Source organism: Sporofaciens sp. JLR.KK001 (assembly GCF_036941055.1).
GTDB lineage: Bacteria > Bacillota > Clostridia > Lachnospirales > Lachnospiraceae > Sporofaciens.
Window position 1 is genome coordinate 195,811 of sequence record NZ_JAYMNO010000003.1, and the last position, 25,346, is coordinate 221,156.

The window sequence follows — 25,346 nt, forward strand, 5'->3', positions numbered from 1 at the left end:
TTATCTTCCTTTCACTCTATTACCGGAATTTCCAGCTCCTTCTGCTCTATCACGTTAGAAAGATATCGAAATGTCCCGTCTTCAAACGGCTGTACAACAATCATATTAGTAAACGCATAATCCGAATTATAATCCGGCCATACACCATCGACAAACAGCGTTATCGTTCCATCACCGTTTTCCGTATAATCAACCACTTCTCCAAAAGGCGGGTATGGCCTTGCATATATCATTTCATAGGGGTAACTGCCGCTGCCTGCATCATAGCCGCATACCTTTCGTACCTGTTCTACAGATACCGGAAAACATGCGGTCATGACCTGTTCATACACTTCTGCAGGGACAGTCCTGTCCTTCGTTCTGAAAATCTCACCTGTGTAAATGCGATAAATATCTTCAAACATACGAGGCATCAGAATATCCTCCACATTGCTGCTGTCCCAGTTCGTCACAAGCATATTATAATTAACATAGCTTAGGCCGGATAAATACTTTTTGGTTAATTCCCTGCACTTATCTGATATGGGACTTGTTCTAAAGCACTGGCGCAGGCTTGAATGTGGAATCAGGATTTCATAAGAATAGATAAAATATCCTTTTTCCGTTAATTTTATTTCTGCTATGCTGTTTTCCAAAGTACTCCTTATCTCAGGTATACCTCCCTGCTGCCAGCCTATCCCTACATAATAGGTCTGCAGTTCATCCTTCCTGTACAGGAAAGTAAATGCACCGATCAGGCCGTCCGGATTCACCTGGAAGATTGTGAACATGGACTCTTTTTGATTCAGATAATCGGAATAAAATGCGTGGAGCCTTTCCGGATTTACCATATTGCAGTCCTCCGTAATGCTTACAACCCCCGCCTGTCCAAGAAGTGAGACCACTTCCTTACACTGCTCGCCTGTAAACTCTGCAATATTCGATGAAAAAGCAGGACCGTCAGCAACCTCTATATTCTGATAGATACCTTTTACCTGCTCTGCTGCCGTCAAAGCCGTCTCCTGAATCTGCTTCTTTTCTTCCTCTGTAAAAAGACAGACCATTCTCTCCAGGGTAACTGGTGTCTGGGAACCAGAAGATTCTGCAGTGATATCGCCGATATCTATTTCGTCCCCGTCTATCTCGTCAGCATTTATTCCTTCCATATGATTAACAGGAGCTTCTGCCTTTTGCGCCCTGATTTCCTCTATGTTTTCCTCTCCTGCATTATCCTGCTTTGGTCCTTTTAAAACTATGACACAGGCGATAACAATAACCAGCAATTCTATGATGAAAACGCCCTTTTTTTGAATCAGCCATTTCACATTTTCGATCATTCCATGCCTCCATACATCTCTTCCCACTGTTCCGGAGTCAGACGCGGCTTATGCCAGGTTCCCTCCTGGTTCTCCTCTGACGGTATGATTCGGTTCGATACATACTGCACCCCTCCGCCTTCCAAAGGGCGGACCACCACCTCGTGGGCATATACTTTGGAGATGCCAGCATAGGGAAATACCACATTTACTGTCAGCGTTATGGTCCCGTCGCTGTTTTCCGTATACTGAACTACTTCCGGATATGGATACTCCGGATATTCCACTTCATAAAAGCCTCTCGGCTTATATTCATACGTCCCATCCTCCGGATAAAAAACCGTTTTTGACTGCAATGTACCGCTGTCTATGTTGATATATCTTTGAATGACGTTCTCAAATTCATCCTCCGGTATCCTGTATACCGCGCCGACCCCTAAGTTATCGTCCATACCATATGGGATCTGCCCGCCGTTTACCCTGGGGTAAAACAGGTCATACAGATCATAGAAATCCAACGTCCCAAAATCATTCTCATTCCAATCCACCAGAAACAGGTTATTCCTCTCATAACCGGCAGGAAGGATATACTGCCGGTTCAGCTCCCTGCATGTTTCGTCTAAAGGCAGCACCCGAAACGCAGCATACTCGCTGGCTTCACTCATAGTGAGCACATATAACTGTTCGGAAAAATAACTGCCGGAAAACATCAGATATCCGTCCTCCGTGTATTCCCACCGGTCCGCATGAAAACCGGCTGTAGACACCTTTTCCATGTCCTGATCCTTATACTTGTAATAACTGGTGGTTGCTTCTACCTGTCCGTCTTTTGTCTTCAGGTCATATTTCACAATCCCGTCCAAGACTCCCTCCAGGTCATTGATTTTAAGAATGGTCAGCTTTCCTTCCTCTTTCGCGTCTACTTTCCCGCAGAAGCTGATGACCTGCTCCGGTTCTGCCATGTCAATCTGGTTCCTTCCGTCAACGGCCGCATAACCATGATTGCCAAATTGGTTTACAATACTGCGGAACATTTCCAAATCCTCCATACGTCCTGCTTCCTCAGCATCTCTAAAAAGCTCATATCCAATCTCGATCACTGGGTCTGCTTTCTCCTGGGCCTCCTTCCCGGACTTTGCCACCCCGTTCCCCTGTTCATCATCTCCAGATTCCGTCTGGGATGTATCAGCACATCCGGATATACTCAAAAGCACGATAAGAAGAAGAACGAACCAGTTTCTTCCCATCTTCTGCTTGTACCTGTCTTTTCCTTCAAACCTCATATCTGCCTCCATTCATCTGTTCTAAATCCCGCTTATCTATAGGCTTCAAAAGAAATACTATATATGTAGGATTTAAAGCTAAAAAATTTATTAAACTATTGTCTCAAAATCAATATTACATATGTAGGATTTTAAAGTCAAGAGAAAAATGTAAATGTTTCCTTTTCCTTCAAGATATAGAAACACCGTTAGCGACAGGTTTTGCATGGATAAATTTCAGAATATTGTCATTGAACGGCTGTATATCCTGATATAAAAAACCGATTTCACGAGGCGGAACAGGATTGGACAAGGTGATTTCCATCAAGCGTTAATCGCCCTGCGGTGTTGGTCTGAATGTTGTCGCTCATGCTCCTCCTTTTTGGCGCAAAAAAGGCGCATGGTTTACAATTTACTGTTCCATGCGCCTTTACGCTGTTTTATTGATATTAAGTTGTTGATTATGCCAGTTGCATAACCGCCCTTTCGATTTCTTCTACATCATCTGATGTCAATTCGGGGAAAAATGCAGAAACTTCTTCCACTTTAATACGTCCTCTTTCTATCATTGTTAACACGTTTCTTTTTGTTGTTTCTCTTTCCATATCTTTTGCATAAGTCCTCATAATCTGCTCATCATCAAATAAACTCATCATAATCGTCACTACCTCCAATTCTTTGCTGCTTAGATACTGTTTTAAGATGTTCCTGTCCTTGCAAATACGGATTGTTTCTGTAACTGCCTGCTTTGTCATTCCATGCTCTTTTATTTGTTCGTTAAAAACTTTACAAAAAACAATGTACTCGTTGATTATATTGTCCTTATCGCTCTCATATATGACTTTGGCTTTTATCTCAATATCAATATCCGCACCGTTAAAAAATTCTTTGGACAACGATATTGTGTCGGGTTTTCTGCCCTTGTTGCCTGTGTATATCACATATAATTCGGGCTTTGGCATTTTTACTTTCTTGCTCTTATATAGGCTCTGACTGGTTCGCTCAAAATATTCATGGTAACTCTGTGCTAAATACAGAAGTATTCTGATTAAAATATTTACCGTCCAACTGGCTTGTGCCTCTAAAAGCAAAAGCAATCTGTTGTTACCTACCATTATACCCAAATCATTATAGAGATTATCTGTCAGAACATTGTCTATCGTTACAATATCCAATGTGTCCTCTGTTGCATCTGTATCCTCTGGGTGTAATGTTTTATACAGTTTCAGCAAATTCTTTTTATCTTGAAAAAGGTCTAAAAACACACTGTTTTTTGCGGTACGCTTTGCCTTAACTTCCTGCGTCTGTTTTGTATCGTCTGACACCTTACCACCTCGATTTCTAAAAATCTGTGACACAAGATACGATATATCCTGTTCCTGCCATACTTCAATTATACAAAGAAAAGCCTGTCTTTACAATAAAATTCGCATTAAATTTCTTCCTCCCTCCGTTTCGTTTTGTTTCGTTGCCTGTTATGCTGTCGGCTCTCGTTCTGAAGCTCCCTCTCAAGGTTCTTTTTGTTGTAGCTGATTACCTCGTCATACGCTAATTCTATTACGGTCTTGGTCTGCTCCTTGCCGATACTATCATATTCAGACTGCAAAGACTGTATCTCGGCTTTCCGCTTTGATTTTAGAGATAGGGAAATACTTCACAATGATATCGCCCATGATGTACTTGTGGTGGTTCTCGGCTTTGCGTTTCTTTTCGTTCTGCTTTTTCTTTTCGTTGGCTACACGCTGTTTTGCCAGCTCCAGTCCTGCAATGCTTTTTCTAAGTTCCTGCGCTACTTTGTTTGTTAATATTTGATTGTTGAATTAGTCAAATTGAAACTGAATAATATATATCATACCGCAGCCTACGGCTGCAATCAAACCAAAAAGCAAAAAGAATCATCCTATTCGTAGATGCACGTGCTATAATGCACATATACGGTATCTTGTACCAAATCCATCGGGAACTAAATTCCCCTGCAAGCATTCATACGAAAGGATGATCCTATGAACACTATATTAGAACAATTCCAGAAAAAAATCAATGGTACTTTTGCGTTTTTTGACCGCATGATTATAAAAGGTTACCTTTTCCCCTTCTTTTCCGTATCGGGTAGAATGTATTTTTTGTCACAGATGAACCTCCTTCTCAAAGACTTTTCTGCCTATGCAAACCAAATGACCAATGACCTTGTCTCTTATGTTGAGAAAATGGCCGCCAAAGAAGGCCGGCCTTTGGTCTACCTCTCTTCCTCACAAATATCAAAAGAGGAAAACGCTCGAAAAATCCTTCTCGAAAATCCTGTTGAGCAAGGACTGATCTGTATCTTATCTGTTGTGGAAGGATGCCAGACGCTCCAACCAGTAAAGAACTCCTCCGGGCTCCTGGAACTGCGCAGCGTTACCCGCAAATGTAAATACTATTACTTCTATTACCTCGATAAAGAGTTTGGATTCATGCATGTAAAACTCCAAACATGGTTCCCATTTCTGATCCAGGTGTACATCAACGGCAGGGAGATGATGAAGCATGTGTTTGATAAAAACGGGATCACCTACCGTATGTATGATAATTCTTTTTCAGAAATCAGTGACATTCCAAAAGCACAGGAACTGGCAGATCAATTTGACTCAAAAAAACTCTGCCGCCAGCTCGATTTCTTTGCGCATAAAGTAAACCCTTATCTTGATATGCTGGAAACCATCTTCCATCAGGGTTACCACTGGTCTGTTGACCAATGCGAGTTCGCAACCGATGTGATGTTTGAGAGCCGTGAAGCTCTGGAGGATCTTTATCCCTCCCTGGTTGGGCACGCATTCTATGACTTCAAATGCACAGATGTATTTTCCTTTCTGGGACGTAAACTAAATGCAAAGTTTCTGGGAGAAGCAGTCTCCGATTACCGAAAACGCCCAGTAGGCTGGAGGATTAAATTCAAGCTGAAGTCCAACAGTATCAAGATGTATGATAAATTTAACTGCCTGCGGATAGAAATGACGATCAATGACCCAAAGGAATTTAAGGTTTATAAGGAGGTCCATCATAAGGACGGAACGGCTTCCAGGCAGTGGGTTCCCATGGGGAAATCCATTGCTAACCTCTATCGGTACGCAGAGATTTCAAAAACCGCAAACAAACGGTTTTTAGATTCCATGTGCCATGTGATTCCTCAAAAAAGCGTGGAAGAGGAAATCAATCATGTCTGCCAGAAAAAGAAAGTAAAGGGAAAAACTTACAGTGGATATAATGTATGGTCCCCTGAAACCTTCCATCTTTTCGAAACGATTTGTGATGGCCGCTATCTGATCCGTGGATTTACCAACCGCGATATCCGACAAAGTCTCTATAAAAAAGGGGCTGAATCTGCAAAAAGTCGTGGGAAAATGAGCCGGGAGTTTTCAAAACTCAGGGGCCATGGATTGATCCGGAAAATCCCACACTCCAGAAGATATCTGGTCAGCGATAAAGGGAGGCGGGTTATGGGAGCCCTGATTGAAACCAAACGGAAAATCTATCCGGAACTAGCAGCACAATAAACATCCAGCCTGTTAATACTTTTTCTCAAGTCTGCCAAATCGTCAGGCTCAATGTTTATGCCCAAAATCAAAATACATCGTTCTATTTTTATGTTTTGAGAAAGCAATAACATAGAATATTTTAAAAATAATTTAGAAACTCTTTTTCTTTCTCGATTTTTTCGGGCTCTTCTTCAAGTTCTTGAACCTGCGTCTCAGCAGCTCCTGAAAGAGCTTCAAGCATTTTGCGTATCTCATTTTGTGCTATGGGATTTGAACCCAAAGACAGACTTACTATTAGCGCAAGAAATAATTTATATAACTTTTTTTTCATTCATATTTCTCCTAATCAATCTTTGTTTCACTCTCATAATAAGTATGCGGTTTATAAACGCCGCTTATTTACATACAAAAAGGAAGCCATTATTTAATTCTAAAAATGGCTCATAATCACTATCATACTTGTAATGATTTTGAAAAGGAGTTGATTCAAATGTCCAGACGTATCTTCTGATTAATTAATGTCCAACTATTGGGCAATAATATAAATAAGGTTAAAAAGATAAAAAGAAAAACTATGAGTAAAAAAGGAAACAAGCTGAATCCTTTTGGTATAGCAGCAATAATGGATATTGGGCATATACTCTTCGTTATAATTTCAGTATGAGAATCTTTATTATTCAAAAATAAAGGCTTAAAATATGTCGTATTATCACTATCTTGATTGGCAGCAACACTTTCCGAAATTGTCCACGTTTCAATTACGGTTGTATTATCTAATGATTCATAAAGATTATAATTACCGCCCAGAAGCACATTCATAGTCAAGCACATAGTAAAAAGCAGCATAACGAAAAAAGCTATAATATGAGATAAACGATTTTTACTATTATTTATTTTCATTACAACTCCTTTCTTAGCTACCACTATGTCTAATGTGGTCAACTTAAACTTCTTTGCTTTTAATTCATAATCTTGAGGTGTCGAAAATTTTGATTTGTCACTGTCAATAATACTGGATATTATAGCACATACCCAACTATATCACAATGATTTATTTTGACTTTTCAACCACTTTTCAGCCACCCCAAATATGCAACTAATCAATTACGCCTTCACGTTCAGCCATCTGTTCTACAAGCCGAGAAAATATTTCTTGTGCTTGTTTGTTGATGCCAGCAAGATAACTGTTCAATTTACCACTCATAGGTAGTGTAGCGTAAAATGCTCTCTTATGTTCCCGAATATAGTGTTTGTGTCGCTGTCCCAATAAGCCAATAGGTCTATTTTCTTTTCGGTTGGTAATACAAGACATGGGATATAGCAATCCCTGGAACGCATATACTCATATCTCCCACACAGATTCCAGAAATAAAGATAACGCAACACCATTATTTGACTGGGGCAGATATGAAAAAAGGGATGGAAAAAATTAGCGGAGAATTTACAGCTTTATCTCAATACACTATCTTAACACTCATTAAGATTTTTCCAGTCAGGAATTGGTCTGCGAACGATTAGGTTCGTCAGACCAATTCCTGTAAGATACTTTATAGATATTTCTTTCATGAAAAACAATTAATTATCCAGAATTTTCCCATCCGTAGAAATGGTTACAACTCTCCATGGTATAAATCTGCCACTCCTTTTAAGAGCCTCTTTTACCGCATATTCAATTCCGCCGCAGCATGGAACCTCCATCCTTACAACCGTCACACTCTTGATATCATTTCCTGCAATCATATCCGTCAGTTTGTCCGTGTAATCCCCTTCATCAAGCTTGGGGCACCCAATCAGCGTAATATGGTTCCTGATAAACTCGCTATGGAAATTCCCATAGGCATATGCCGTACAGTCCGCGGCAATCAGCAGATTGGCATTCCCAAAATAAGGCGCCTTTACAGGTGCGAGTTTTATCTGTACAGGCCATTGCTTTAGCTGGCTGCTGACCGGGACAGCGGTAACAGAAACAACCGAATCCGCTGCATTTCTTGTAATCGTCCTTGCGTTTGATCCGGGACAGCCAGCCTTTTTTGCAGCGAGTACGGCCGCCTCATCATAGGCAGGCACCGCATCCGTTACATTTCTCTTTATCAATTTTAATAATTTTTCTGATCATATGAACTCCTCCTAGCTTTTCTGTAGCTATCATAATACAATAAACAAAACAATTCGGTTGTATTTACAACAGAAAGAGGATTTTATATGGAAAAATATGTGCCTGTGCTCAAAGAGACACAGCTGTTCGCTGGTGTAAGGGCAGACGAAGTCAATACAATACTCGGATGTTTCCAAGCAAAATCCCGTATTTATAAAAAAGAGGAATATATTTTCAGGCAGGGGGAACACCTGACCCATATTACGGTTTTGGTAAAAGGGAAGCTGCACATCCAGCGGGATGACTATTGGGGAAACCGGAGCATTGTCAACGTCATCCATGTCGGTGAAATGTTCGGAGAAGCCTATGTCTCCCCCGGAAGCGGACCGATTCTGAATGATGTTATTGCTGTGGACAACAGCACCGTCATATTCTTTGATGTACGGAAAATGCTGAACGTCTGCTCATCAGCCTGCCGTTTCCATTCAATCGTACTGCAGAATCTTTTTTTTGCAATATCTGATAAGAACAGGAAACTCGTACAGAAGCTTGGACATATATCAAAGCGTACCACGCGGGAAAAATTGATTTCTTATCTGTCCGAAGAGGCAAAAAAGCAGAACAGTAGTTCCATTACCATTCCCTTCAATCGACAGCAGCTTGCGGATTTTCTTTCCGTAGACCGCAGTGCTATGTCCAATGAGCTGTGCAGGATGCGGAATGAAGGGCTTCTGACCTTTGAGAAAAATCAATTTACTCTGCTGTAGATTCATATTTGTAAAACTGAAAAGAAATACAAAAAGGCAGGACACCTTCCTTTTTACGGGAACATATCCTGCCTCATGTTTCATATTTCCTTTTTTGATTTTATCATTTAACCTTTTAATCGGTTTTCAATATCTGATGCACTATATAATACATCTGTTACAATCACTTTATCTCCCTGGATTATAAAAAAGACAGAATAATTGTCTATCAACAATCTTCTCATCTCTTTGCTTCGTTCCGGTTCTGATTCCATAATACAGATTCTCTCAGCCATAGTATCCAATGTCAAAATAGCGTCTGCAATCCGGTTATACTGATCCATTGCATTTTCCGGTGCCTGAAGGACATAAGCAATGTGATTGTATAATTAATCCATATCAGCCAATGCTTCATTTGTAATCTCAACCGTATATTGTTTCATATCAATGAGTCTCCCTAAATTTTGCGAACGCTTCCGCTGCATTTTGCACTCTACCTGTTGCTATATCATTGTAACCTTTTTCCAATTTTTGATGGATTTCTTCCGTTGTCATGGCATCTGCATGAATCGGTACTGGTGCTTTTGGTAAAGAAACAGAAAAAGGAATTCCACCTGTAAGAGAAATTTGATTCAAATATATATCAATTGCTGTTGACATGGGAACACCTAACTGAGACAATACTCTTTCTGCCCGTTCTTTAACAGTTGGATTTACTCTTAAGTTCAATGTTGCTGTTTTTTCCATAATTACACCTCCTAGTTTTTTATATTGTAACGCTTTTGTCGTTACAATTCAAGCGCTAATTTCTTCCATAATATCAGACATACACTACCTGAAAGTCGAGCAATAGACACTAAAAATTTTCCACTTGTATGGTTGAACTGTTGTTCGAGAAACGGAAGTCGGGGATACCCTTCCTACGCACTGGAATAATTTTTAACCATACAGGCGGAAAATTTCCTATAACTCCACTCCAAGCCTATTTAAAAATAACTGGTCTCTTGCTATCGCTTCTGTCGTCCATATCTGTTTTGCATATGGCGTGGTTACATCTATCTTCTCCACAGCATCAAACCAATCAAATATTTCCTGGATAGAATTATTCTCTAACCATGTTTTTAACTGCTTTTCTTTATCCAGATTCACTTTCAAATCATGGTCATGTTCGCCGTTCGGTACCCCCAGAGTATTTTTCATCCGGGTAATCTCACCCGAAAAATGTTCATAGTAACATAGCGCGACAAATTGGACTAATTTCTTACCATCTACTGTCAGGTCATCCCATACACGGTGTTTCCTGCCTCCAACCCGCTGCTTATATTCTTCAAAAAAATCTTCAATCCATTCCCTCTTGCGAAACTTCCTTAACGACTCGAACGGATCTTTTTCCTTGTTTGCTACAAGTACAAATACTCCGTTGTACTTTTTTGCCTCTCTTACCGCTTTCGTTTTGAATGTAATTACGGGCTTTCCATTCCGCTTTTCTTTGATATCCAAAAACTGGTCGATCATTCTCCGAGCTGCAGGTTTAAAGTCTCTTTCTCCCTCCAGATAAGCATTCCTAAGTTTATTGAGCGTTTCATCAAATGCCCTGTTCTTCTTTATGCGGTTGACATCATTGAAATAAATATGCAGATATACCCTACGGTTGAATAATTCTGTATCTCCGGCCTCCAGCCCTTTCTTTTTGCTGGCATACTTCCTTGTCCTGGTAAATTCATGCATGATACAGGTGCTGACACCATACGTCCCGGCTTCATCCGGGCACATGTTCCCCGTATCCTCCAGCTTCCTGAGAACTTTGTCAATTTCAGGCCGTATCCATTTCACATCGTACTGTGCACGAGTGATAAAATCAAAGGATGATTGTAACAATAGTGACAGGTTATCTTCGGAATAAAACCCACAATCGGAAATCACCTCGGATTGTTCAAGCCCCAATGCTTTTAACTGCTTTGTGGCATTCTCCACTGCAATCACATCCGGTATATTTCCCGGGACTGACATGTAACACACTGGCTGCCTGGTAGATATGGAGTAAAACGTAAAGAGTTTATCCGTTTCCAACCCGTCCCTATCCTTATTATATCCTTGCCTGGCCCTGCCATGGTTCAATCCATAGGTCGAAACCGTAGAAGAATCATACGCCAGAACCCGTGCGTTTTCCAAACGGGCGGCCCTGTTAAAGAAAATGCTCTGCGAGATCGTCTCATCTGCCCCGACACGTTCAAACAAGTCATGAGCCGTGTCTTCAGAAATGGGATAACCATAGGGTTCCATAATATGTGTCAACTGCCACTTTTCAATGTGCGAAGTAGCCTCGCCGTCACTCTGCAGATAATATCTCGCCAAGGCAATAATCTTTTTGGCTACCGCCGTGTCACAGCTTTTATACACATCGTCATCTATTCCGCTGGCTGCACCGATATGGCCGATGATTGCTGATGCGCCAATCCGAATACGTGCGGCTGTGACGCCGACTTCGCTCATTGTACTTTCTGCCGCACATTTTTTCCGGGATCCATTGGATGCCTTGGCCCGCGTGGGTACGATCTCATCGGATCCATTCACTTTCTTCCCCAACAGTTTTTGTTCTTTTGAGACATAATATCCTTTTTCTTTATTGTAGATGCTAACCCGCCTATAGACATATACGGTTCCATTCCCCTGATCCTTTTCGATCAGATCCACACGTTCTTTTCCAGAAGCTATACGGCCCATATTTCCCTCCAAATACTTAGTATCTATCTTTCTCTTATATTATAACAGATACTAAGTATTTTTTCAAAGGAAAAGGGCCGTATTTTCAAGGTTTTTATCGCTTTTTTAATTCGGTAGAATCAGTATTTAGTGACTATTATTCGACTTTCAGGACACTAGCGAAAAAAAACCCAATATCCTGAAAAGTCACACTATATAATGTCAGAAAGCTTCCATAAATCATAGAAACGATAGCTTCACATGTCAAATGCAAGTTGACTTCACGTCTATTATCTAAAAAGCTGCTGCAACGCTTATAATGATGCCTATTACAATGGCATGTCTCTTCCAGGTCAGCCGAAGATATCCTGCAAATTCACGGAGCAATGCATTCAGTGTAAAATACCATTTCGTCTTTGCACCAAACCCTACGCATTTTATTCCCTGCTGCTTCGCCAGAATTAAAGCCCTAAAGACATGATAAGCAGTTGTAACAATAACAATTTTCGCATTCTCGTTGTCTATCAACTCCTTTGAAAACATCAGGTTTTCCTCCGTTGATACCGATTTTTGCTCCATTATGATCTTTTCAGCATCCACTCCCTGATCGACAGCATATGCCGCCATAGCGGCGCTTTCCGAAATGTCTTCGCCTGGCCCCTGCCCTCCGGACATAATCAGTACCGCATTCTGGTTGCAGCGCAAAAGCTCTATTCCTCTATGAATCCGGGCCGCAAGCAGCGGCGTAACCTTAGTCCCAATAATCCCGGAGCCCAGTACAATAATATAGTCCGCATTCCTCTTTTTTCTCAGATGAATAAGATTAAGAACCGCAGATAGTGAATACATCGCCATCAGTGACAATACATATACAGCAGAAAAACTAATCGTTACATAAAGTATTGTACTGAATCTGCCCTTTTCCAGACTCCCAATCACTGGCCAGACTGCAAGATATCCAAACAGCAGGATTGAAAATAGCATAGATAATAAATTAGAAGGCTTCATTCCCTCATGCCGGATAATTTTTATTCCTTCTATAAAAAACGTAACAATCAAAACTGCCGGAAATGCGATTACGCTGACTACTGCCAAAATAAACAGAAAAACAAGAAGTCCGACGACTGCATCATGTGACGCAAGCCATTCTGAGTACTGGGAAAGTATAAAAAACAAAAAAACTGCCAGACTTGTCATCATCCAGAAAAATGAAACGCCGATCCATAATGTTCTGGGATCGTGCAGCATAATTCTCGCAAATATGCAAAATGGTATTAAAAAAAGAATAAATGAAATCTGCAACATATCTGTATTGCCCCTTTAAAATACGACATTTTAGAAAGCCCTTCCGCTAAGGGATTCTCTCCATAATTTTATCATACTCAAATGGCGGTGTAAAATACATTCTAATACACAATCAGACACTTGCTATTATTCGAGTATCCATATACAATTATATTTGTCACCAATTTCCGTCAGGAAATTGATGACCTGCTTGCGCTTCAGCGCAATTCCTATTGTATACTGATACAGTTTAAAGAAAGACAGGTACAAATACTTTGCAGCGAGAACCGCATACCGGATATTTCAAGACCTGGGTATATGCGGCTGATGCAAAAAGACGCAAAAAAGCTGATTGATGGAAGGGAGTTACGCCATGAATAATGTATTGATTATAGATGATGATAAAGAACTTTGCGCTCTTATGAAAAAATGCGTAGAGCAGGAAAATTTATCAGCCATAGTTGCATATAGCGGCATTCAGGGGCTGCGTCTGGCCGATGAAAACAAAGATAGCTGTTCCCTTATTATTCTGGATGTAATGATGCCCGATTTAAACGGATTTCAAGTGTTGCAGCAAATACGGCGGACAAGCAATGTTCCCGTCCTTATGCTCACTGCCAAAAGCGACGAGGAAGATAAAGTGTCCGGCTTGCGAATGGGGGCAGACGATTATCTGACAAAACCATTTAGCATTAACGAGCTTATGGCGCGTGTCAATTCCCTGATCCGACGATACACTACCTTAAATCCCTCTACGGCAGATACAGATTATATATCGCTGAAAGATATGGTAATTGACAAATTAAACCGTACAGTTTCGGTCAAAGATATTCCTGTTTCGCTTACAGGGAAGGAATTTGATTTACTGCTCTTTCTTGCTTCCAACAAAGGACGGGTATTTACCAAAAAGCAAATTTATTCACAGGTATGGGAGGAAGAATATGCTTTTGACGATAGCAATATTATGTCTTTTATCAGCAAATTAAGGAAAAAGATTGAGCCGGACCCCGACCACCCCTTTTACATTTTAACTGTCCGGGGTGTCGGCTATCGTTTTAACAAGTAGGAGGCATAACATGGACATCACTGTTTATCTTTTCATTGTGTCAGCCCTCATGCTGCTTATCATTGTGTATCTCATTTCTGCCTTACGGCGCGTGCGAACACAGCTTGCGCTGATAAAAGACGCCTTAGAGGACATAGAGGGCGGGAACTTGAACCGACGTATTTTAGCAGGCGAAAACGACATGACAAAGAAAATCTGCTATGGTATTAACGAAATAGCCGTAAACAGTCAGGCGCAGCTTATACGGCAAAGACAATCTGAACAGGCATATAAACGGCTGATGACAAGCCTTTCGCATGATGTAAAAACCCCGCTTGCCTCCCTTGTGGGTTATCTGGAAGCGGTAGAAAACAAAATAGTCATTGGGGAGGAAAAAGACGAATATATCCATGTCACACATGAAAAGGCACAATATCTGAAATCCTTTGTGGAAAATCTGTTTGAGTGGGTAAAACTGGATTCTGGGGAGCAGATTTTTCATTTTGAAAAATTTGATTTGAATGAACTATCCCGCAACATTATAGCAGACTGGATTCCTGTCTTGGAAAACAGTTCTTTTGAATATGAATTTGTCATACCCGAAACAGAGTATTTTATCCGTATAGATGTAAATGCATATACCCGCGTCCTTAATAACCTTTTGCAAAACATGATTGTTCACAGTGAGGGTGACAAAATGGAATTGCATATTTTCGAGGATATGCGGCAAGCTAAAATTATAATATCGGATAATGGAAAAGGAATAACTCCCGACAATCTCCCACATATCTTTGAAAGAATGTACCAGTGCGACCAGTCGCGGTCCGCGAAAGGAAACGGATTAGGTCTGGCGATTACAAAGGAACTTATCAGCGTTCATAAAGGAACCATCACCGCCGAAAGCAATTCCGGCCATGGGACCAAATTTACCATATTGCTTCCGAAAGCCCTGTAAAAAGTGCAGGGCTTTTCTTAATAAAACAAGAAAAAAGCAAGGTATCGGCAAGGTTATGGCAAGGTTAGTGATTTATAATAGGGAGTGCAAAAGGAGGAAACATCTATGAATGATTTCGTAATTGAAACAAAGCAGCTGACAAAAATATATGGAGAACAAACGGCTGTCAGCAAAGTAAATCTCCATGTAAAAAAAGGACGGATTTATGGTCTGTTAGGGCGTAACGGAGCCGGAAAAACAACAATTATGAAAATGATTTTAGGACTGGCTTCTATTACTTCCGGCAAAGTGGATGTATTCGGTAAAAATGTCAAAGGACGGGAAAAACGTGTATATCCCCGTATTGGTGCAATTATCGAAACGCCGGGTTTCTATCCAAACCTAACCGGAACAGAAAATCTGGAAATCTTTGCAAAGCTACGCGGCACAGCCGCCCCTCATGCAGTAAAAAACGCTCTGGAAATAGTTGGATTGCCCTATAAGGATAAAAAGCTATTCAGCAAATATTCCCTTGGCATGAAACAGCGACTTGGGATTGCAAACGCTATCCTGCATGACCCGGAATTGTTGATTTTAGACGAGCCGACAAACGGGCTTGACCCTATCGGCATTGCAGAAGTAAGGGATTTTATCAAAGAGTTAAGTGCGGCACAGGGTAAAACGATTCTTATATCCAGCCATATTCTTTCTGAAATCTCACTGTTGGCCGACGATATTGGAATTATTGATAATGGCGTTCTTTTGGAAGAAAGCAGCATGCGGGAACTGGAAAAGAAAAACCGTAAATATATCCTGCTGCAAGTGTCCGATATTCCAAAGACGATATTGATTTTAGAACGTCAATTCCATTTGACCGATTATTCTGTTCAAGACGACCATACGTTACGGCTTTATGACGCTTCCCTTGATATGGGCGAAGTCAACAAGGTACTTTTCATGCAGGATATTACCGTTATGAGTTCTCTGGTCTGCAACGATACATTGGAGGACTATTTCAAAAAAATTACAGGAGGGGAAGGCATTGCTTAAATTGATTGAAACCGAACTGCTGAAACTTCGCCGAAGAAAACTTTTATTGATTATGCTGCTCGCAGCACTTATTATGCCCTTTTTCGCAATGCTGCTGTTTCGCTACAAAGGAGAAACAGGAATAAACCCATTAGAGTTTTATCGGTGGTCTGCATTTGGTTATACGCTTTTTATTATTCTACCAGTCGTGTTGGGGATATTTTGTGTAATGCTTATCTATGAAGAAAAGCGGCATGATGTAGCAAAGCAGCTTTGGATCGTACCGATAAGCAGAATGAGCTATTTTTTCAGTAAGTTTTTTGTGGTTTTATTCTATTCAGTCGTTTTTATGATGATTACTGCAATAGCTTCTGCGGCGTTTGGTGTGCTTCCCGGATATATCGGATTTGACGGGAATCATATTTTGTACTTGTTTGAAAGATGTTTAGAAATAGGAGTGATTACAGCCTTTGCACTATTACCTGTTCTGTCAATCGCAACAATGACAAAGGGATATATTCTCCCTTCCTGTATCACATTGATATATGCCCTCTTAGGATTTTTCTTAATGAACACGAACATATATCTACACCCGATTTGTTCAACTGCGGCTATCATCATGCGAGACAGCGATATTCCAGGGCTTGCTTTTTCACAGACGATAAATGTTCCATTTGCATTGCTCTGTATTGCTGCTTGGGATATTATCTTTATCCTGCTTGCTAATATTGCTTTGAAAAAGAAGTGAGGTGTGTTCCATGATGAAATTACTTTGGGCGGAACGTCAAAAGCTTCGTCGCTCAAGTATCGTCTTACTTACCATATTTGCAACCGTATTAGTCGCTATTGTTGTTTTTATCGGCGGGAACAGTATGGATTTAGAAGGACAGTATATTGATAATGCGGGGTGGTACATGACAATGGTTCAGCCTTGGGCTACTTTGCTTGTTATTCCTGCTGTTATCGCTCTGTTGGGAAGTTATATGGTTTGCCGGGAGGAACAGGACGACACAATGAAAACGCTAAGGCTGATTCCTGTCAATGAAGTAAAATTGACTATCGTAAAGCTGGTGATTACTCTTGCTTTCAGTATATTTGTCTATGTGTTGCTTTTTATTATAACTTTTTTGACGGAAGCATATTTACATTTTTCCGAATTGTCGGCAGGAATGGTTTTCGATTTTTTGAAAACATACTTTTTAGAGGGAATAGGCGTATTTTTAGCTGTTTCTCCTATCATTGCATTAGTAACATATACAAAGAAAAGCTATTGGTTAGCACTAATCTTAACAGAAATGTACTCTTTTGCAGGAATGTTTATGAGTATGTCCGGCACTTTAAGAGCGTTCTATCCTATTACGGCGGTATTGGGTGTTGCAGGTTACTATGAAACTACTACCGAGAAATTAATTGCAAGTATTATAATTCTATTGTTATGCGGTTGTCTTTCGATTTTGTTATTGGTAGGGTTAAATCACAAAGAAAAGGAAAAGATATGCCATACTTGTTCGTGAAGAGTTCAGTTGCCTAATAAATTCACATGAACAGGGACACGAACAACTGGATTCTGGAAAACTGAATACAGGAGGTCACAAATGAAAGAACTGCCAGAAAGAATCCATGACGATACCAACGGTCTTGATTACGTTGAATTCTCGGAAATGTTCATTGACGGTTTTAAGCTGGGGGCAAAGATGATGGCGGAGGTTTTCAGGAACGAGTAAAAGGACGGGGACAGGAAAAGGCAGACGCTTTGAGGGGAGCGGCTGCCTTTTTTGGAGGGTTGCTGACAAGTTGGAAATCAAATTCTGTTAAATAATCCATATTTTCTACGCTATTTAAAAAATCCCGATTTTAAACTCCATGCAGCTTCCCAGCAAGCTGGAAATTACAGATATTTTACATATACTCTTGAATCTTCTCCATGCATATCTTTCATCATTCTAAAAAACTCATACCCATATTTCTCATATAACCCATTATGATTTGTTGAAATATAAATGCTATTAATTCCATCTGCTTTTGCCAATGTTTCAGCGTAACTTAACAGCTTTCCAACATAACGGTGTCCTCTATAATGCGGAAAGGTATATACCCACCCAATCCATGGTGTTAATTCTGTTGGCTGAATATCGTCCTTATCAGCAAATGTGCAAAAAGAAATCAAATCTCCTCCCTCTGTCAACATAAGTACCTTTGTATTTTCACCGACATATTCCTTTAACTTTTGATTTTTTAACAGTTCATATAAAAACTGACCTGCCCCCCAATCACTTTCTTTAATCTTTGAAAGCCAATATTCTTTGTTATTTGTACTGAAATATTCGATTATGTTCACAAAGTTATCCTCCTAACTCCGAATTATTATTGCGTTCAGTTTAGCACATTTATGTTAAATCAAACAGAAAGTCCTCATAATCACTTACATAATATCGGATATTCGTTCTTCCCCTTTGAATGATCGTATGTCCCTCTGCTTCCAGTTTTGATTTTTGGGTCTTAACACCGGTAAATCATAATACAATACCTGCCCATATGCAATGAGACAGTTTTAAAAAATACGTCTTTCTACTTAGCAAATAAATCCGAATAGTATTTATCACTCTACCGTTTCAATCGAATCCACAATACTCATATTCGCAATCCGCCTCAATGGTATGCACGTTGCAATCAGGCAGGCAAGCACAGACATTACGGCCGCCTCCGCCAGGGAAACTACAGGAATCGAGACCAGCTGGATGGTATCTGTACGGGCAGCTTCCACAAAAATCGTGCAGATATACCCAGTCACACCCCCAATCACAGCAGCAATGATTCCATAATACGCCCCTTCCCACAGGAATGTCTGATATAATGCCCCATGGCTCATGCCGATTGCCCTCTGCATCCCAATCTCCGTCACCCTGGTATGGATATTCGTATACACCGTATTTACGATATTCAAAAGGCCAATCAGACCTACGAACAAAATCAGCCCCCATGCCAGCAGCCGGATCTGCTCATAGCTCTCCGCAAGCTGCCGATCCGTATCTTCATAAGAGAGATAAGTCGTGCCCGGAATTTCCCGGCATAGTTCTTCCACCGCCCGGTCAAACAAGTTCCTGTCCGCCGTCTCCTTCAGCACCGGAAGCATTTCCTGATACTCGCTCTTTCCCGTCAGTTCCGAATAAATCCGGTCAGATACAATCACCTGCACGCCATTTGTAAATCCCTGATTCCCGATTCCCGCGTATCCATCCGTTCCGTCAAATGCAGCCATGACCAAAAGCTCCCATCCCTTTATGGAAACTGTATCGCCTGCGGCAAACTCTGAATGTTCCAGCTCCTCCCCCTCATAAACTACCGGAAACGGATTCTTTATCACACAGCCCTCTCCTGCCATCAGACGCTGAAACTCTTCTTCTGAAAGCTTCCCTTCCGTATAAGCGTCCATATACATTTCATTGAACCCTACAACCTGCAAGGTCTCCCCCGGCTTCAATTCAAATCCCGGAGACATCCCGGCAACCAGTTCTTCCGTATCATAAAGAGAAAACTGGATTGCCGCAACAGATTCAACAGCATCATTTTGAGATAACTCATCTAAATCTTTTTCTGTAAAGCCGGCCGTCTCATTGATAATCGAATAATCCCCAAGACGCATTTCTTCCATAAGACTGGCAGCATTTAAAAGCGAAGTAAAGCTCTGCAGGGCAATAAACACCGAAATACTCATCACAAGAGACAGGATTGTAATGGCCGTCCGTCCGGGGCTCCGCCTCAGATTCAGCCGGGCATAATAAGCCGCAAAATTCTTAATCCTTTTTGTCCTGCGGTTTCTGCGCCGGATCTTCGTATTCCCGCCTGACATGGCTACAGTCGGCGCCACCTTCCCCGCATACCGGACCGCCGGTACTGCCGCGGCAAATGCAAAGAACACGGTGAGAAATGCACTGGCGGCAAGAAACAGTGGCTTCCCTGCGCTGTTTTCCCGGATCAGCTCCTTTAATCCCGCAGTATCATTTACCATAAAGAGCTCCGGGGACACAAAGCTCGTTGCCATCGAAAAGATACTTTCTGCTGAAAAATAACCTGCCAGCATCCCAACCGGGATTCCGGCTGCACACAAAAGCAATATCTGCAGGAAAACTATCACCCAGAGCTGATCTTTCCCGCCTCCGATGGCGCGTAGCACGCCGTATTCTTTCATGCGCTTTGACACGGAAATTTTCAGCACATTGTAAATCACAAGCCCTGATGCCAGAAGCACAAGGCCGCCTACCATGATACCCGCAATCCTAAGGAAGGAAACGTCCATTCCATCCTCCCCGCCTCCTTCCGGATTCTCATAGGGGATGCCCACTGCCGAAAGATAGACGATATTGTAGGTCACATCCAGTTCAGGAATCTGCAGGTTCTCTGCCACATCCTCCACCGTACTCTGCATAGTCTTCTTATCCGCGGTACAGAAATCCGCCACATAATATATCTGCTCCGACGGGAACAGCCGGGAAGCCGTCCCCTCCCCCACAATACCAGGGAGCATGCCATAAGTATAGGCTACATAGTTGCTCTTCGTGATTCCTGTAAGGGTAAATTCCTCCGTATAATCCACTGCAGGCAGAATCCCATGCCGCCACGATTTAGAAGCCGTCAGGGAAATCCGATCTCCAGATTTTCCCTGAAAGCCAAGAAACCTTAACACATCCTCTGACAGTGCAATCTCCATTGGATGTTCCGGAAGCCGTCCTTCCAGAAGCTCTGTAAAAGCCGGATACATCTCATAACTATGGTTCAGATATTCTACAAGGCTAAGCTTTAGCTGGCTGTTCAACTGGATTGTCCCAAGGTCAATGGCCGCTCCGACATAGGAAAAACGGGAATCGGATTTCACTTCTGCAAGCTGCTCTTCTGAAAGCTGCACGAAAGAGCCATACTTTTTCCCTGCAAGGGCGGCTGCCTGCTGCTCCTTCATCGCATTCAGAATCCCAAGCGACTGGCCGATTACGGTTGTTATGACTGTAGAGAGAACCACCGCAATCAGTATTAATATGGAAGTAACCTTCTGTACACACAGCTCCCTCCATGCCAAAGTTCTGTAGGACTTCATACTTCCACCCCGCTTCCTGTCTCTGAAAGGATTCCATCCACGATTACAAACTGCCTGTCAGCCATCTTCGCAATCCGGCTGTCATGGGTAATGACCACTAGCGTTTTGTCCAGCTCCCTTCTGATATTGCAAAGAAGCTCCATCACCTCGCCGCCGCTTTTGCTGTCAAGATTTCCCGTCGGCTCGTCCGCAAAAATAATGTCCGGCTGTGCCGCTAAGGCACGGGCAATGGCCACACGCTGCTGCTGCCCTCCGGAAAGCTCATGGGGCAGATGATTCAGCCGCTTCTGGATTCCCAGAAGTTCTGTAAGCTTCCTAAGGTAAGCTTCATCCGGCTGCTTTTTATCCAATAGAAGCGGCATGATGATATTTTCCCTAGCCGTCAGAACCGGAAGGAGGTTAAACTGCTGGAAGATAAATCCGATACGCCTGCGCCGGAAAGCGGAAAGCTCCTTATCATGGAAACTGTAAATATCCCTGCCGCCATAGGAAAGCAGCCCTGATGTGGGACGGTCCAGACCGGACAGCAGGTGAAGCAGCGTACTCTTCCCGCTGCCCGAAGGGCCTGTAATAGAAAGGAAATCCCCCTGCCCGATTTTAAGGTCTGCCTTGTCGAGCGCCACTACGCGGCTCTCCCCGCTGCCATAGATTTTCGATAGTTCTCTTGCCTCAATAATCATAAAAACACTCTCCTTATATATTTTGTAAAACAGCTGAATGTCGGTAATGGAATATAAACCATTAGATATCCATATAAGAAGAGTGTAACTCATAAATCTCAAGAAACGTTCAAGATTATAAAATTGTCAAATAATTCTAAACGAAGCGGCTGCCGCTGCTCCCCCGCCTGCCGGATTTTCTAATTTAAGCGTCCCTCCATGTTTCAGGCAAAGGACATGGGTGCTATATAATCCCATTCCAAAATGTTCCGCGTCCTCGTTCATTTTTCCGAAAGGTTTCGGACCCTCCCGAAGCATTTGCAGAGGGAATCCGATGCCGTCATCCATGACCGTCAAAACGACTCTGCCATCCTTCTCCTTTAGCAGTACAGACAGCTTTTTCACTGCAAACCGCGCCCCATTACTGATCAGATTCTCGGCAGCATTCAGGAAAATCCCGTAATCCAGCCGGGTACTTCCTCTGGGCTCCACCGTAACCGTAGATTCTAATGCCGGAGCAAGAAACTTTACCGTATCCGCCAGTTCTGTCTCAAGCATGGAATAGGTACATTCTACGGCCCGGACCGGAAGCTGTTCCATTCTCTGGATACTGCTCATCGCCTCAACATAATTCTCGATACGCAGCGTATAACTCGCAAGCCTGTCAAAGGTTCTCTGGTCGCCTTTTCCCTGCTGTATCAGCTTAACCGTTCCCTTTAAAACAGCAACCGGATTGCGCAGGTCGTGGGAAAATGCGGCATTCAGCCTCTTTCTGTCTTCCGCCTGCTCCCACAATTCCTGGTTCGCCTGAAGGAGTTCTGCCCGCATAATCTCAAATCCTCTGCAGATCTGCCCCAGTTCATCCTCTGAAATGTCCGGAATGGAAAAATCCAGATCCCGGTTCAGGATACGCTCCGTCCCCATCTTCAGAACCGAAATCGGCGCTTTCAGCTTGATACGGTAAAACAGAAGCCCAGCAGCCCCGATTCCGCCGGCAGGCAGCAAGATACATGCAAAAAGCTGAAAGCCGTCTATCATACGCAAGATTCTCTGCTGCTCCTTTGTCGGCTGCTGAAGCAGTACATTCGTTCCATCCGCCCTGAATTCAATTCCCCCGGACGGGTAATTGTCCTGGACTTTCTCACAGCACACGAAAAGCAGTAAAAGGAGACACAACGAAATAACGACACAGCCGGATGACAGCACAAAAAACGCTCTCTTTAGACCCATTTTTTTCAGGCGTTCCATTTATATCCGCACCCCCAGACTGTCTCAATATAGCTGTGAAGCGTATGCTCGGCCAGTTTTGCCCTGAGCTTGCGGATATGCTCCATCACAGTGCCGCTGTTTCCTTCCCCGTCAATCCCCCAGATCATGTCATAGATCCGTTCCCGGTCAAATACCTGTCCCATATTCTTAGAGAGCAGTTCCAGGATGTCAAACTCTCTTTTCGTCAGCAAAACCGGATTTCCGTTTACCGACACACTTCGGGTCCCATAATCAACCGCCAGTTCGCCGAAAAAACGAACTGCCCTGCCGGCCGCCCGGTTATCCAGCGTGCGCTGCTCCCTGCGCAAATGCGCCGCCACCCGCGCGCCAAGCTCATCCAGTTCAAAGGGCTTTACAATATAGTCATCCGCCCCTGCCTGAAAGCCGGTAATCTTATCCGGAGATTCCACCCTTGCAGTCAGAAACAGAATGGGGCAGGTGACAAATCCGCGGATTTTCCGGCAGACCTCCAGGCCGTCCATCTTTGGCATATTGATATCAAGAAGAATCAAATCCGGCTTCACAGACAGTTTTTTTATCGCTTCCTCGCCGCTGTCAGCGGTATACACTTCATACTCCGGCTCAAAATACTCTCTTATCATGTCGGTGATTCCCGGTTCATCGTCCACAATCAGTATCTTATATCGCATCTGATTTCCTCCAAATGTTTGATAGATCTCTATTTTAGCACGAAAATATCAAGAAACTTTCAGAGAGTAGGAAAATTTATATAAAATGCCGAGCCGGCCCCTAATCCGCTGTCAGCTGCAATACTGCCCCCATGCGCTTCAATAATAGATTTTGCAAGAGGCAGGCCAAGACCAATTCCCTGTGTATCCTTGGAATACCGACTTCTGTAAAACCTCTTAAAAATATAATACAGATCCTCCGGATGGATTCCAGTCCCATTATCCTTTATGGCAATCTGCAGTGAAGACGCTGACATCTTCCACTCAATCCGGATAAGACCTCCCTTTTCCGTACGATCCAAAGCATTTTTTACAATATTCATCACTGCCTCTATCAGCCAGTTACGGTCACAGACAAAATCTATAGACTCATCTCCTGAAAGGATAATCTCTTTTTCTTCCTGTCCGGCACGAAAACGGAAACTCTTTTTGATACGTTCCATCATCTCAGATATATTTTCCGTATATTATCTTCCTCTGGATTTTCTCTTATAATTCTACATGTATCGTTACATACCCGTTCATTTACTGTACCATCTATATACTTCCTTTACAATAAACCACCCGTCTTTTGCAAAATGAAAGGCCATTTTTGCATATTGTCCAATGAACTCCACAAATTTCACGAAATTCCTGTTATATTTTCCGGGAAAAATTACCGGACAAACAAAGGCAGGAAGAACATGGAGAATACTACGGGCATATTGGGGGATGAACCAACGTGAAATGCTGTTGAATTTGGGGCAAATAAATGATATGATAAAGACACAAAAAGGAAGGAAACAAGATATGGCAAATATATATGACGGGGCATTCCGGACAATATTAAATGACTGCCGGAAGCTGATTATACCCGTAATCAATGAAATTTTCGACGAAACATATACGGGAGACGAAGAAATCCGTTTTTTCCCCAATGAACATTTTTTAGACCAGCAGGACGAAGCGGACAAAGAGCGGATTACGGACACAAATTTTACGGTTTTCGGGAAGATACCAAAGAAATACCATGTTGAGTGCGAAAGCAGCCTGCCGGACAGAAGAATCACCATAAGGCTTTTTGAGTATGATGCGCAGATAGCGCTTGATGAGGGCGAGGTTACGGAGGAAACGCTGACAGTGACATTCCCCAATACTGCGGTTCTGTATCTTCGGACTTACCAAAAAACACCGGACAAAATGAAATATGTAATTGTTACACCGGGAGGAACGGTTCGGTATGACATACCGATTATGAAAGTACAGAAATATTCGCTTGATGATATTTTTGATAAACGTCTGCTGATGTTAATTCCGTTCTATATTTTTTCACATGAGAACAGCTTTCCGGAGTATAATAGTAATGATCAGAAATTGGAAAAACTGAAAGCAGAGTATCAGGTTATCTTGGAAAGGCTTGACAGGCTGGAACAGCAGGAAGTAATCGGGGCATTTGATAAACGGACAATTATAGAACTTTCCAGTGATGTGATTAAAGAGATTGCACAGAAATATGAGAATGTGCAGAAAGGCGTAGGTGATATAATGAGCGGAGCATTGATTGAAACAAATGCAAGAAGATTAAAAAATGAAGCTGAAAATGAAACAAAAAAGAGAACAGCGCTTAAATTGCTGAAAAGAGGAAAACAGACGGTTGAAGAAATAGCGGAGGATACAGGTCTTAGTGTTTCAGAAGTAGAGCATCTTGCAGGACTTCAAACAGTGTAAAGACATTCTTTTCTCCTTCCGTAAA

General features: G+C 42.2%; 24 protein-coding genes and 4 pseudogenes. 10 read left to right on the plus strand and 18 right to left on the minus strand.

Annotated features, from left to right (window positions below; all coding sequences use genetic code 11):
* Positions 1-11: 11 nt before the first annotated feature.
* The 4 genes from VSQ62_RS31185 to VSQ62_RS31200 all read right to left on the minus strand — a co-directional run bounded on the left by VSQ62_RS31185 (position 12) and on the right by VSQ62_RS31200 (position 4,163).
* Positions 12-1,316, minus strand: a complete 1,305-nt coding sequence (locus VSQ62_RS31185) for a DUF6070 family protein (RefSeq protein WP_334638673.1) — start codon at positions 1,314-1,316, stop codon at positions 12-14.
* Positions 1,313-2,578, minus strand: a complete 1,266-nt coding sequence (locus VSQ62_RS31190) for a DUF6070 family protein (protein ID WP_334638674.1) — start codon at positions 2,576-2,578, stop codon at positions 1,313-1,315. The genes VSQ62_RS31185 and VSQ62_RS31190 overlap by 4 nt, the downstream gene beginning before the upstream one ends.
* A gap of 440 nt (positions 2,579-3,018) precedes the next feature.
* Complete coding sequence (locus VSQ62_RS31195; RefSeq protein WP_334638675.1) at positions 3,019-3,882, minus strand: hypothetical protein; 864 nt, start codon at positions 3,880-3,882, stop codon at positions 3,019-3,021.
* Positions 3,883-3,989: 107 nt separating this feature from the next.
* Entirely contained in the window at positions 3,990-4,163 is a 174-nt protein-coding gene (locus tag VSQ62_RS31200; RefSeq protein WP_334638676.1) for a hypothetical protein, read from the minus strand.
* Between the two features lie 397 nt (positions 4,164-4,560).
* Between VSQ62_RS31200 and VSQ62_RS31205 the strand changes: the two genes are divergently transcribed.
* Positions 4,561-6,090 carry a hypothetical protein gene (locus VSQ62_RS31205; RefSeq protein ID WP_334638677.1) on the plus strand — a complete coding sequence of 510 codons (1,530 nt, stop codon included), beginning with the start codon at positions 4,561-4,563 and terminating at the stop codon, positions 6,088-6,090.
* A gap of 121 nt (positions 6,091-6,211) precedes the next feature.
* Here VSQ62_RS31205 and VSQ62_RS31210 read toward each other — a convergent pair whose 3' ends face one another.
* The 3 genes from VSQ62_RS31210 to VSQ62_RS31220 all read right to left on the minus strand — a co-directional run bounded on the left by VSQ62_RS31210 (position 6,212) and on the right by VSQ62_RS31220 (position 7,384).
* Entirely contained in the window at positions 6,212-6,403 is a 192-nt protein-coding gene (locus tag VSQ62_RS31210; RefSeq protein ID WP_334638678.1) for a hypothetical protein, read from the minus strand.
* A 155-nt stretch (positions 6,404-6,558) separates the two neighbouring features.
* Positions 6,559-7,014: a hypothetical protein gene (locus VSQ62_RS31215; protein ID WP_334638679.1), complete on the minus strand. Its 456-nt coding sequence runs from the start codon at positions 7,012-7,014 to the stop codon at positions 6,559-6,561.
* A 154-nt stretch (positions 7,015-7,168) separates the two neighbouring features.
* The gene (locus VSQ62_RS31220; RefSeq protein ID WP_334638680.1) at positions 7,169-7,384 is read right to left on the minus strand and encodes a TnpV protein; all 216 of its coding nucleotides are present in this window, start codon (positions 7,382-7,384) and stop codon (positions 7,169-7,171) included.
* 13 nt (positions 7,385-7,397) lie between these two features.
* Between VSQ62_RS31220 and VSQ62_RS31225 the strand changes: the two are divergent.
* Positions 7,398-7,499: pseudogene (locus VSQ62_RS31225) on the plus strand (chloramphenicol acetyltransferase); the annotation flags it as partial.
* 148 nt (positions 7,500-7,647) lie between these two features.
* On the opposite strand, the pseudogene VSQ62_RS31230 reads toward VSQ62_RS31225, so the two are convergent.
* Positions 7,648-8,188: pseudogene (locus tag VSQ62_RS31230) on the minus strand (ferredoxin).
* 86 nt (positions 8,189-8,274) lie between these two features.
* Here VSQ62_RS31230 and VSQ62_RS31235 point away from each other — a divergent pair.
* On the plus strand, positions 8,275-8,934 hold the full coding sequence (locus VSQ62_RS31235) for a Crp/Fnr family transcriptional regulator (RefSeq protein ID WP_334638681.1): 660 nt from the start codon (positions 8,275-8,277) through the stop codon (positions 8,932-8,934).
* Between the two features lie 107 nt (positions 8,935-9,041).
* Here the strand turns inward: VSQ62_RS31235 and VSQ62_RS31240 are convergent.
* The 4 genes and pseudogenes from VSQ62_RS31240 to VSQ62_RS31255 all read right to left on the minus strand — a co-directional run bounded on the left by VSQ62_RS31240 (position 9,042) and on the right by VSQ62_RS31255 (position 12,792).
* Positions 9,042-9,356, minus strand: a pseudogene (locus tag VSQ62_RS31240) (type II toxin-antitoxin system RelE/ParE family toxin).
* A gap of 1 nt (position 9,357) precedes the next feature.
* Positions 9,358-9,660 carry a type II toxin-antitoxin system RelB/DinJ family antitoxin gene (locus tag VSQ62_RS31245; protein ID WP_334638682.1) on the minus strand — a complete coding sequence of 101 codons (303 nt, stop codon included), beginning with the start codon at positions 9,658-9,660 and terminating at the stop codon, positions 9,358-9,360.
* A gap of 216 nt (positions 9,661-9,876) precedes the next feature.
* Positions 9,877-11,637 carry an IS1634 family transposase gene (locus tag VSQ62_RS31250; protein WP_293741083.1) on the minus strand — a complete coding sequence of 587 codons (1,761 nt, stop codon included), beginning with the start codon at positions 11,635-11,637 and terminating at the stop codon, positions 9,877-9,879.
* Positions 11,638-11,910: 273 nt separating this feature from the next.
* On the minus strand, positions 11,911-12,792 hold the full coding sequence (locus tag VSQ62_RS31255; RefSeq protein WP_334638683.1) for a YdcF family protein: 882 nt from the start codon (positions 12,790-12,792) through the stop codon (positions 11,911-11,913).
* 481 nt (positions 12,793-13,273) lie between these two features.
* On the opposite strand from VSQ62_RS31255, the gene VSQ62_RS31260 reads away from it, so the two are divergent.
* The 6 genes from VSQ62_RS31260 to VSQ62_RS31285 all read left to right on the plus strand — a co-directional run bounded on the left by VSQ62_RS31260 (position 13,274) and on the right by VSQ62_RS31285 (position 17,632).
* The gene (locus VSQ62_RS31260; protein WP_334638684.1) at positions 13,274-13,966 is read left to right on the plus strand and encodes a response regulator transcription factor; all 693 of its coding nucleotides are present in this window, start codon (positions 13,274-13,276) and stop codon (positions 13,964-13,966) included.
* Between the two features lie 10 nt (positions 13,967-13,976).
* Positions 13,977-14,900 (plus strand): sensor histidine kinase, encoded by a 924-nt coding sequence (locus VSQ62_RS31265; RefSeq protein WP_016220670.1) that lies wholly within the window; start codon positions 13,977-13,979, stop codon positions 14,898-14,900.
* A 105-nt stretch (positions 14,901-15,005) separates the two neighbouring features.
* Positions 15,006-15,929, plus strand: coding sequence for an ABC transporter ATP-binding protein (locus tag VSQ62_RS31270; RefSeq protein WP_334638685.1), 924 nt, complete (start codon positions 15,006-15,008; stop codon positions 15,927-15,929).
* Complete coding sequence (locus tag VSQ62_RS31275; protein ID WP_016220672.1) at positions 15,922-16,656, plus strand: ABC transporter permease; 735 nt, start codon at positions 15,922-15,924, stop codon at positions 16,654-16,656. The genes VSQ62_RS31270 and VSQ62_RS31275 overlap by 8 nt, the downstream gene beginning before the upstream one ends.
* Before the next feature lie 10 nt (positions 16,657-16,666).
* On the plus strand, positions 16,667-17,422 hold the full coding sequence (locus VSQ62_RS31280) for an ABC transporter permease (protein ID WP_016220673.1): 756 nt from the start codon (positions 16,667-16,669) through the stop codon (positions 17,420-17,422).
* An 81-nt stretch (positions 17,423-17,503) separates the two neighbouring features.
* On the plus strand, positions 17,504-17,632 hold the full coding sequence (locus tag VSQ62_RS31285) for a DUF6809 family protein (protein WP_016220674.1): 129 nt from the start codon (positions 17,504-17,506) through the stop codon (positions 17,630-17,632).
* Between the two features lie 164 nt (positions 17,633-17,796).
* Here VSQ62_RS31285 and VSQ62_RS31290 read toward each other — a convergent pair whose 3' ends face one another.
* From VSQ62_RS31290 to VSQ62_RS31320, 6 genes and pseudogenes are all read right to left on the minus strand, one after another.
* Positions 17,797-18,246, minus strand: coding sequence for a GNAT family N-acetyltransferase (locus VSQ62_RS31290; RefSeq protein WP_016220675.1), 450 nt, complete (start codon positions 18,244-18,246; stop codon positions 17,797-17,799).
* A gap of 261 nt (positions 18,247-18,507) precedes the next feature.
* A complete protein-coding gene (locus VSQ62_RS31300) occupies positions 18,508-20,997 on the minus strand; it encodes an FtsX-like permease family protein (RefSeq protein ID WP_334638686.1) in 2,490 nt (829 codons plus the stop codon).
* Positions 20,994-21,677 carry an ABC transporter ATP-binding protein gene (locus tag VSQ62_RS31305; protein WP_016220678.1) on the minus strand — a complete coding sequence of 228 codons (684 nt, stop codon included), beginning with the start codon at positions 21,675-21,677 and terminating at the stop codon, positions 20,994-20,996. The genes VSQ62_RS31300 and VSQ62_RS31305 overlap by 4 nt, the downstream gene beginning before the upstream one ends.
* A gap of 126 nt (positions 21,678-21,803) precedes the next feature.
* Positions 21,804-22,904: an ATP-binding protein gene (locus VSQ62_RS31310; RefSeq protein ID WP_334638687.1), complete on the minus strand. Its 1,101-nt coding sequence runs from the start codon at positions 22,902-22,904 to the stop codon at positions 21,804-21,806.
* A complete protein-coding gene (locus VSQ62_RS31315; RefSeq protein ID WP_016220681.1) occupies positions 22,892-23,575 on the minus strand; it encodes a response regulator transcription factor in 684 nt (227 codons plus the stop codon). Before VSQ62_RS31315 ends, VSQ62_RS31310 begins: the two co-directional genes overlap by 13 nt.
* A 59-nt stretch (positions 23,576-23,634) precedes the next feature.
* Positions 23,635-24,075 (minus strand): annotated as a pseudogene (locus VSQ62_RS31320) (sensor histidine kinase); the annotation flags it as partial.
* A gap of 328 nt (positions 24,076-24,403) precedes the next feature.
* On the opposite strand from VSQ62_RS31320, the gene VSQ62_RS31325 reads away from it, so the two are divergent.
* Complete coding sequence (locus VSQ62_RS31325) at positions 24,404-25,321, plus strand: hypothetical protein (RefSeq protein ID WP_334638688.1); 918 nt, start codon at positions 24,404-24,406, stop codon at positions 25,319-25,321.
* Positions 25,322-25,346 lie beyond the last annotated feature (25 nt).

Coding starts and splice junctions, on each gene's coding strand:
- VSQ62_RS31210 (WP_334638678.1), bottom strand. CDS start 6,403: ATGAAAAAAAAGTTATATAAATTATTTCTTGCGCTAATAGTAAGTCTG.
- VSQ62_RS31310 (WP_334638687.1), bottom strand. CDS start 22,904: ATGGAACGCCTGAAAAAAATGGGTCTAAAGAGAGCGTTTTTTGTGCTG.
- VSQ62_RS31205 (WP_334638677.1), top strand. CDS start 4,561: ATGAACACTATATTAGAACAATTCCAGAAAAAAATCAATGGTACTTTT.
- VSQ62_RS31270 (WP_334638685.1), top strand. CDS start 15,006: ATGAATGATTTCGTAATTGAAACAAAGCAGCTGACAAAAATATATGGA.
- VSQ62_RS31190 (WP_334638674.1), bottom strand. CDS start 2,578: ATGAGGTTTGAAGGAAAAGACAGGTACAAGCAGAAGATGGGAAGAAAC.
- VSQ62_RS31285 (WP_016220674.1), top strand. CDS start 17,504: ATGAAAGAACTGCCAGAAAGAATCCATGACGATACCAACGGTCTTGAT.
- VSQ62_RS31280 (WP_016220673.1), top strand. CDS start 16,667: ATGATGAAATTACTTTGGGCGGAACGTCAAAAGCTTCGTCGCTCAAGT.
- VSQ62_RS31185 (WP_334638673.1), bottom strand. CDS start 1,316: ATGATCGAAAATGTGAAATGGCTGATTCAAAAAAAGGGCGTTTTCATC.
- VSQ62_RS31245 (WP_334638682.1), bottom strand. CDS start 9,660: ATGGAAAAAACAGCAACATTGAACTTAAGAGTAAATCCAACTGTTAAA.
- VSQ62_RS31220 (WP_334638680.1), bottom strand. CDS start 7,384: ATGTCTTGTATTACCAACCGAAAAGAAAATAGACCTATTGGCTTATTG.
- VSQ62_RS31325 (WP_334638688.1), top strand. CDS start 24,404: ATGGCAAATATATATGACGGGGCATTCCGGACAATATTAAATGACTGC.
- VSQ62_RS31260 (WP_334638684.1), top strand. CDS start 13,274: ATGAATAATGTATTGATTATAGATGATGATAAAGAACTTTGCGCTCTT.
- VSQ62_RS31235 (WP_334638681.1), top strand. CDS start 8,275: ATGGAAAAATATGTGCCTGTGCTCAAAGAGACACAGCTGTTCGCTGGT.
- VSQ62_RS31300 (WP_334638686.1), bottom strand. CDS start 20,997: ATGAAGTCCTACAGAACTTTGGCATGGAGGGAGCTGTGTGTACAGAAG.
- VSQ62_RS31315 (WP_016220681.1), bottom strand. CDS start 23,575: ATGCGATATAAGATACTGATTGTGGACGATGAACCGGGAATCACCGAC.
- VSQ62_RS31250 (WP_293741083.1), bottom strand. CDS start 11,637: ATGGGCCGTATAGCTTCTGGAAAAGAACGTGTGGATCTGATCGAAAAG.
- VSQ62_RS31305 (WP_016220678.1), bottom strand. CDS start 21,677: ATGATTATTGAGGCAAGAGAACTATCGAAAATCTATGGCAGCGGGGAG.
- VSQ62_RS31265 (WP_016220670.1), top strand. CDS start 13,977: ATGGACATCACTGTTTATCTTTTCATTGTGTCAGCCCTCATGCTGCTT.